This is a genomic window from Gloeocapsa sp. DLM2.Bin57, from assembly GCA_007693955.1.
Taxonomy (GTDB): Bacteria; Cyanobacteriota; Cyanobacteriia; order Cyanobacteriales; family Gloeocapsaceae; genus Gloeocapsa.
Genome location: RECR01000107.1, coordinates 1 through 6932 on the forward strand (window position 1 = coordinate 1; position 6932 = coordinate 6932).

A 6932-nucleotide genomic window follows, 5' to 3' on the forward strand; every position below is an offset into this window, starting at 1 on the left:
ATCAGGTAAAAGTTATTATCTTTGCTAAAGTAACGATAGACTTGGGGAATCTGTGGATGAGAGAGTTTAGATAGTTGTTCTGCTTCTCTAGTAAACAGTTCGAGGATTTTAGGGTTATTACCTTCGCTACTGAGTAGTTTTTTAATAACGACTTTCTGATTGAATAATTCTAGATCTTCAGCTAGATAAGTACGTCCAAATCCTCCCTCTCCGAGTAGTTTAATGACGCGATAATGGTCAAAGTCATAACTCTGGCTACTTTCGGCTAATTTGCTACCACAACCATGACAGAATTTATTGGTATCAGGGTTGTCTGGTTTTGTACAAGCGGGATTCAGACAAAAAGACATAGTCACAATCTAGTCATGCTTATTTAATATAGTAAACCATTTTTTAGGCTCTTATAGGAATCTCCCAGCTTTAAAATAATTTGTTGATGTTCAATTTTGACAAAAGATTATTGAGATTATCAATATAGCGCTGCGCGCTGCAATACAACAATGTCATGGTGAATGTAAGTGAAGCCATCGCAAAAGTTAGGACAGTAATTAACCCAATAATTGTTGACGAAGTTGATGGATTTGATCGCGGTATTTAGCTGCATCTTCAAATTCTAAATTCTTAGCTGCATTGTTCATTTTTTCAGTTAATTGGGTGATTAAAGCGGGGATTTTATCTAAGGATATGTCAACTGTAGTTACAGCAGCCAATTCTTGGTCATTGAGACGTCGAGAAATATCTAAAAAACTCAAAATTGAGTTGCGGTTATCTTTGATAATGGGTTGGGGGGTAATTTGATGTTTTTGGTTATATTCTTGTTGAATTTCTCTTCTTCTATTAGTTTCGGTGATGGCTTTTGCCATACTTTCGGTGAGGTTATCTGCGTAGAGTATAGCTTGTCCACGTACATGACGAGCTGCTCTTCCAATGGTTTGAATTAAAGAGCGATCGGACCGCAAGAAACCCTCTTTATCCGCGTCTAAAATAGCTACTAGAGAGACTTCGGGTAAATCTAATCCTTCTCGTAATAAATTAACCCCAATCAAGACATCAAAATCGCCATTTCGCAGTGCTTGTAAAATCTCAATACGTTCGATCGCCTTAATTTCCGAGTGTAAATATTGTACTTTGAGCTTTTTATCTTGGAAATAAGTACTTAAATCCTCAGCCATTCTTTTAGTCAAAGTAGTAATTAAAACTCTCTCTTTTTGTTCTATTCTCGTTGTTATTTCCCCGAATAAATCATCTACTTGACCTTGAGTTGGTCTGACTGATATTTCTGGATCTAGTACTCCTGTAGGACGTATAATTTGTTCGACAACTTGTCCTTGTGATTGGGTGATTTCCCATTCTCCCGGTGTTGCGGAAACAAAGATACATTGATTAACTTTTTGCCAAAATTCTTCCGCTTTGAGAGGTCGATTATCCGCAGCGCTAGGGAGACGGAAGCCATGTTCAATTAATACCTGTTTGCGAGAGCGATCGCCGTTAGACATCCCTCTGATTTGGGGTACAGTTACGTGAGATTCATCAACCACTAATAACCAATCTGAGGGGAAATAATCAACTAAACATTCTGGTGGATCTCCTGGTTGTTTACCCGCGAGATGACGAGAATAATTTTCTACACCGTTACAGTAACCTACTTCAGTGAGGAGATCTAAATCATAACGGGTACGCTGTTTTAATCGTTGTGCTTCCACTAATTTTCCTTCTGATTCTAGATAAGCTAACTGTTGTTGTAATTCAGTCTCGATCTGTTCACAAGCTAAGGTTAATTGTTCTGTTGGTGTCACAAAGTGACGCGCGGGATAGATATTAATCCTTTCTAGACTTTGTAAGTTATTACCTGTAACTGGATCTAAATAACGAATTGCTTCGATTTCATCGCCAAAAAATTCTAGACGAATGACTTTATCTTCATAAGCGGGAACTATTTCGAGGATATCTCCTTTAAGACGAAAGTTACCTCGACGTAAGTCTAAATCGTTGCGGTTATATTGTCTAGTCACTAAATCTCTAAGGAGTTTACGGGTATTAACTTCTTCTCCTAGTTGCAGGGTAATAGCTGCTTTAAGGTATTCTGCGGGTATTCCTAACCCATAGATACAACTAATAGAAGCTACTACGATGACGTCGCGACGTTCAAATAATGACCGAGTCGCTGAATGTCTCAACATATCGATTTCATCGTTAATCGAGGCTGTTTTTTCGATATAGGTATCGGTAACGGGTAGATAAGCTTCTGGTTGATAGTAGTCGTAATAACTGATAAAGTATTCTACTGCGTTATCGGGAAAAAATTGTCTTAACTCGTTACACAGTTGAGCAGCTAAGGTTTTATTATGGGCTAAAACTAGGGTAGGTTTCCCCCACTTAGCAATTACTTTAGCGATCGTAAAGGTTTTACCCGTACCTGTTGCGCCTAAAAGGGTTTGAAAACGATTACCCTGTTGTAAAGATTGGTAGAGATGGGCGATCGCTTGTGGTTGATCGCCTGTAGGTTCAAAATTAGCTGTAAGACTAAATTGTGTCATAATTATACAGCGCAAGAGCTCTCTTAGAATAGCTAATAGAGATGTTAGCAAAAGTGAGGCAGGTTATGAGTTGGTTAAATGTGAATATGATTAAATTGAGCACAATAGGGGCTTTTACCTGTTTCTTTCCCTACTGCTTGACCATCACCAGTTACAGTTATCTGGAACAGAAGTTTACTAAAGGAAAAAATTTACCCATGGAAGCAACTACAATCAAGGCAATGACTTGGACTACTTTACAACTCGTCAAAACTTGGGATGGTAATAACTATTATGCTTTAGTCGGCTCTGATCAAAATAGCGATCCTTATGTAGGAGATACCCTAATTACGGAAAGTCTCCCCATTCTCTGTATTAAAAAAGATAATTTACCTAAACCTGATTTTGTTGTTTCCCATCTAACCGGAGGAGGTGCTGCTCGTGCTACTTGGTCTGGAGGTTACATAGGTCTTACTTCACCTGTTCAAGGAATTACCCTCACGAGTCGGGACATCGCTAATAGTATTTGTCGGGAAACTTTTGGAGAAGGTTTTCGTATGGCTGAATTTCACGATGGTGAAGGTCCATCTGCAGCTTGGGATTTTTGGGGCAAGTTACTTAATCCTAATTTAACTTTAACTGATCGTTTTTGGGTTGCCATTAGTGATCAAGCAGCTAATCCTTGGTCTCATCTTTTGTAGTAGGGTGCGTTAGCTATAGCGTAACACACCCGACATTTTAATTAATTTCTATGGTTGTGGGAGTTGATCCAGATGAGTTAATTACTCCTTTACCTTTTCTATAGTCTGCATAAAGGCGATCGCGCCAGTTAAAAAAGACTTCATAAGCATTATGATCGGCTAAACCTGGTATTCCCTTTCCTTTTAATTCTTCGGATATATTGAGATAATCTCCTTCAGGGAATTTGATGGTTAGAGTCATTCCTGCTGCGGCAAAATCTGCTAAGGTAGGGCTATTACCTGTGAGATAGGGTTGATTGGCTAATATTAAGCTTAAAGCTTCTAGATTTTGTTTCAAGATGGAGATAGACTCTTTGACCGAATCTCCCCCTAAACCTACACCAGTACCAACTAAATCTAGCCATTCTCCTGGTACAGAGCGTACTAAATTTTTCAGAAAGTCGGGGGTATTGTTGGGTAAAATCGAGCTACGGAAATTACCGTATTGATTTAATGCACCGACAAAAGCTTTACTACTATTACCACCTATGGATTCATCAGCCCAAGCTTCGATTAATAGGGTTTGTCCTTTAGATAAACCATCTTCGGGTATTAAACGAGGCTCGGGGTATTTTCTCTCTAGATAAAGAGCAATTTCTGTGGAATCAGCGATGACTGTATCATCGTCTTTGAGTACTGGTACTTTGGTTTTTCCTGACAACCTAAGTAGTTCTAATTGTCCTACTCCTGGAGTTACTTCGATTTTATTGTACTCTAACCCTTTATAGTCAAGGATAAATCTGACTTTTTCGCAATAGGGGCAAATTTCGAATTGATATAAATATAGCATTCAATCTCCTTAGTTATTTTTTTGAGCTAAACTGTTCAAATTTTACTGTATTCTCTTGCGGTACTAAATTTTGCCAGAAAAACTCTTCACAATCGTTATTTTGATTAGCGACTAAAACTCTGGCTTGGTGTCCTTTTTGCAATACTTCTGCTCTTTCTTTTTCTTCATAAGCATAAATTAGCAGAATATCTCCCGGTTGACATAATAAAGCAGCTCCACCATTAGGACATATTTCTTTTTTACCGGCTTCTCCAGGAAAAACGTAGGTACTAAAGCGTTTGCCATTGTTGAGATTAACGATTTCTACTTCCTGTAAGGGTAAAATCCCTACTTTGTCTAATAATTCTACGTCTATAGTAATACTACCTATATAATTTACATTAGCTTCAGTGACTTTGACGCGATGAAGTTTAGCGTGCATTAAGCGAATTTTGCCCATAAACCTTTGAATAATGGCTCTACCCACCTATGATAACCGACAGTTAAACTCTTATTCCTGTGACAGTTTAAAAAGTGTCACCAATCCTAGTGACTAGCCAAAATAAACTTGGTATAAATATATCTAGTGTGAGGTGTGTAAGGAGTGAAGGAAAGCTCTCAGGGTCGAAACATGGCAAGACTCCTGGGAGCTTTTTCTTTTTTTATGATCATTTTTTACTGTTGTACTATTAATACAGAACAATTAGCGTGGTGAACGACGTAATTACTAACACTACCTAAAAACAGTTCTGATAAACCAGATCTACCACGACGACCAATGACAATTAAATCAGCATTCCAATTTACAGCTGTTTGACAGATGTTTTTACCTGGATCGCCAATTTTATAGTCAAATTCAGCTTTTATACCTTGTTCTTGAGCTTGATCTGCAAAAGATCCCAACCAACCAACGAGTCTTTCCGTGGCTTCTTTGCGCATTTTTTCGTAAAACTCGTTCATTTCTTGATAATATACGTCGTTATAAACTCCCATGGTGCTAAAACTATCCATCACGGGAACTCCAGGTAGTTCACCTTGGACGCAATGAAAGATCATCAAGTTACTATGGTTAGCTGAGGCTAATTTCAAAGCTTTAGCGAATACTTCAATAGTTAAATTCAGATAATCTACAGCGACAAGGATTCTTTGGTATCCTACTGGTTTGATTTCTTTTTGTTCTAACGTGGCTAGTTGATCACTCATCTAACAGCCTCCTTTTGTCTTACCCTATTTCTATCTTGACACAGAGAAGGGTAGTAATATGTTATTTTGAGAAAAATGTTAACACAAACAGGATTGTTAATATTATGGACAGATTACTTAAATTTTTAGGACTTTTTCTATTACTATTGACTACAAACTTAGCTGCTAGCAAACAAGCTTGGGCTAATCAAGATGTCATTGTCGATGCAGGTATGGAACAAGAAGACGTGGAGATGCGTTCAGGACCGGGAGATGATTACGAGTTAGTAGAAACAGTTCCTGATGGTACTATAGTCATGCTTTGTGATGATTGTACACCAGAAGAACTAACTCAAGAAGATGCTAACGGTTGTGAATGGTATAGTGTTGCTTTGATGGATGAGGAAGTCAGCGGTTTTATTAGGGGTGATTTTTTGTATAAACGATATTTTGGTAATCTAGCTGAGAATTGTTCAACATCATCTTAGATAGTTAAGGTTTTTTGGGGATAAAAATTAGTAAAGATCCTAATTATCTTATCCTCACAACCTGAAGCGAGCATTTTACCATTATGACTAAATTTGACAACTGTGACGCTATTGGGGTGAGGAATGGTAGCGAGTAAATTACCATTGCTTAAATTCCAGAGTTTCACAGTTTTATCTTTACTACTACTAGCTAAGAATTTACCATTAGGACTAATCCCTACGGAAGTTACTTCATTGGTGTGTCCTGTTAAACTTATCATCTCTTTAGCTTGCTGAAGATCCCAAATTTTGATCGTTTTATCTTTGCTTCCAGTGACTACTAAACGACCATTGGGGTGAAAAGCGATCGCGCTTACACCTCCAAACCAATCAGAATGTCCCTTTAGTATCATACTCTTATGATCGCTTAAAGACCAAATCCTCAAAGTCCTATCACCAATATCACCACCACTAGCTAGTAAACTACCATCCTGATTAAAACAGAGTGAGAGTACCCCATCGGTATGATCTTCTAGGGTGGATATAATCTCACCCGTATCTAGAGACCAAAGGATAATTTTTTTATCTTTACCACCGCTAGCGATGATTGTTCCTTCGGGATGTACTGCTAAACTAGTTATTGCTTGTTCATGTCCTGTCAGGGTTTTAACTTGTTGGTTAGTAAGTAGAGACCAAATGCGTAGGATGAGATCGTCTCCTCCACTAGCTAAAAGATTTAACTCAGAACTAATCGCTACCGCGTTAACCTTACAAAACCACTCATTAACACCATGTCCTGTCAGTACTAGAGTTTTATCTTGTTGAAGATTCCAGAGTCTGACGGTTTTGTCTTGACTTCCACTGGCTAGAATATTATTTTCATCGTTAAAATCTAGGGCTAAAACTTTATCTGTATGTCCTTGGAGTCTTTTTGCAGATACTAGCTGGTTCATGGCAGTTAGTTAAATAATAAAAATATATATCTTATCGTACATACTGTTAAGAGTTCAGATTATTTGATTCTAACCAATTTAGTAAATCATTTGGGTTATTAAAATCTCAGAAAACTTGACCAAGACTTTATAATCGTTCTGTAGATAGGTTATTAATTTGGTTAGCTGGGTAGGTATCTCTGCAATACATAGTTTTTAGCTAATTTCATCGGGATTTAAGCCTAATTCTCGTAATTTTGCTGCTAATTTGTCTGCGCGTTGTTTAACTTCTGTATAAGTAGAGAATAACTCACCATTAGGGTGAT

The 6932-nt window shown here is 37.8% G+C and carries 8 protein-coding genes; 2 read left to right on the plus strand and 6 right to left on the minus strand.

Going from position 1 to position 6932, the window contains the following annotated elements; translation table 11 throughout:
* The coding region (locus EA365_13970; protein TVQ42863.1) for a serine/threonine protein kinase at nt 1–350 on the minus strand (350 nt) is incomplete at its 3' end.
* Nucleotides 351–548: 198 nt separating this feature from the next.
* Nucleotides 549–2537 carry an excinuclease ABC subunit UvrB gene (gene uvrB, locus EA365_13975; protein ID TVQ42864.1) on the minus strand — a complete coding sequence of 663 codons (1989 nt, stop codon included), beginning with the start codon at nt 2535–2537 and terminating at the stop codon, nt 549–551.
* A gap of 41 nt (nt 2538–2578) precedes the next feature.
* Here uvrB and EA365_13980 point away from each other — a divergent pair, with 41 nt between their 5' ends.
* Nucleotides 2579–3217 (plus strand): hypothetical protein, encoded by a 639-nt coding sequence (locus tag EA365_13980; protein ID TVQ42865.1) that lies wholly within the window; start codon nt 2579–2581, stop codon nt 3215–3217.
* 37 nt (nt 3218–3254) lie between these two features.
* On the opposite strand, the gene EA365_13985 is transcribed toward EA365_13980, so the two are convergent.
* From EA365_13985 to EA365_13995, 3 genes are all read right to left on the minus strand, one after another.
* The gene (locus tag EA365_13985; GenBank protein TVQ42866.1) at nt 3255–4046 is read right to left on the minus strand and encodes a glutathione S-transferase family protein; all 792 of its coding nucleotides are present in this window, start codon (nt 4044–4046) and stop codon (nt 3255–3257) included.
* Nucleotides 4047–4059: 13 nt separating this feature from the next.
* Nucleotides 4060–4485, minus strand: a complete 426-nt coding sequence (locus EA365_13990) for an aspartate 1-decarboxylase (GenBank protein ID TVQ42870.1) — start codon at nt 4483–4485, stop codon at nt 4060–4062.
* 215 nt (nt 4486–4700) lie between these two features.
* Entirely contained in the window at nt 4701–5228 is a 528-nt protein-coding gene (locus EA365_13995) for a universal stress protein (GenBank protein ID TVQ42867.1), read from the minus strand.
* A 104-nt stretch (nt 5229–5332) separates the two neighbouring features.
* On the opposite strand from EA365_13995, the gene EA365_14000 reads away from it, so the two are divergent.
* Nucleotides 5333–5695, plus strand: a complete 363-nt coding sequence (locus EA365_14000) for a hypothetical protein (protein TVQ42868.1) — start codon at nt 5333–5335, stop codon at nt 5693–5695.
* Here EA365_14000 and EA365_14005 read toward each other — a convergent pair.
* The gene (locus EA365_14005; GenBank protein TVQ42869.1) at nt 5692–6627 is read right to left on the minus strand and encodes a WD40 repeat domain-containing protein; all 936 of its coding nucleotides are present in this window, start codon (nt 6625–6627) and stop codon (nt 5692–5694) included. The two genes, EA365_14000 and EA365_14005, sit on opposite strands and share 4 nt — an antisense overlap.
* Between the last annotated feature and the right edge of the window lie 305 nt (nt 6628–6932).

What these genes read in the sequence shown, in the direction of transcription:
- EA365_13995 (TVQ42867.1), bottom strand. Translation starts at nt 5,228, where the DNA reads ATGAGTGATCAACTAGCCACGTTAGAACAAAAAGAAATCAAACCAGTA.
- EA365_13980 (TVQ42865.1), top strand. Translation starts at nt 2,579, where the DNA reads ATGTTAGCAAAAGTGAGGCAGGTTATGAGTTGGTTAAATGTGAATATG.
- uvrB (TVQ42864.1), bottom strand. Translation starts at nt 2,537, where the DNA reads ATGACACAATTTAGTCTTACAGCTAATTTTGAACCTACAGGCGATCAA.
- EA365_13985 (TVQ42866.1), bottom strand. Translation starts at nt 4,046, where the DNA reads ATGCTATATTTATATCAATTCGAAATTTGCCCCTATTGCGAAAAAGTC.
- EA365_13990 (TVQ42870.1), bottom strand. Translation starts at nt 4,485, where the DNA reads ATGGGCAAAATTCGCTTAATGCACGCTAAACTTCATCGCGTCAAAGTC.
- EA365_14000 (TVQ42868.1), top strand. Translation starts at nt 5,333, where the DNA reads ATGGACAGATTACTTAAATTTTTAGGACTTTTTCTATTACTATTGACT.
- EA365_14005 (TVQ42869.1), bottom strand. Translation starts at nt 6,627, where the DNA reads ATGAACCAGCTAGTATCTGCAAAAAGACTCCAAGGACATACAGATAAA.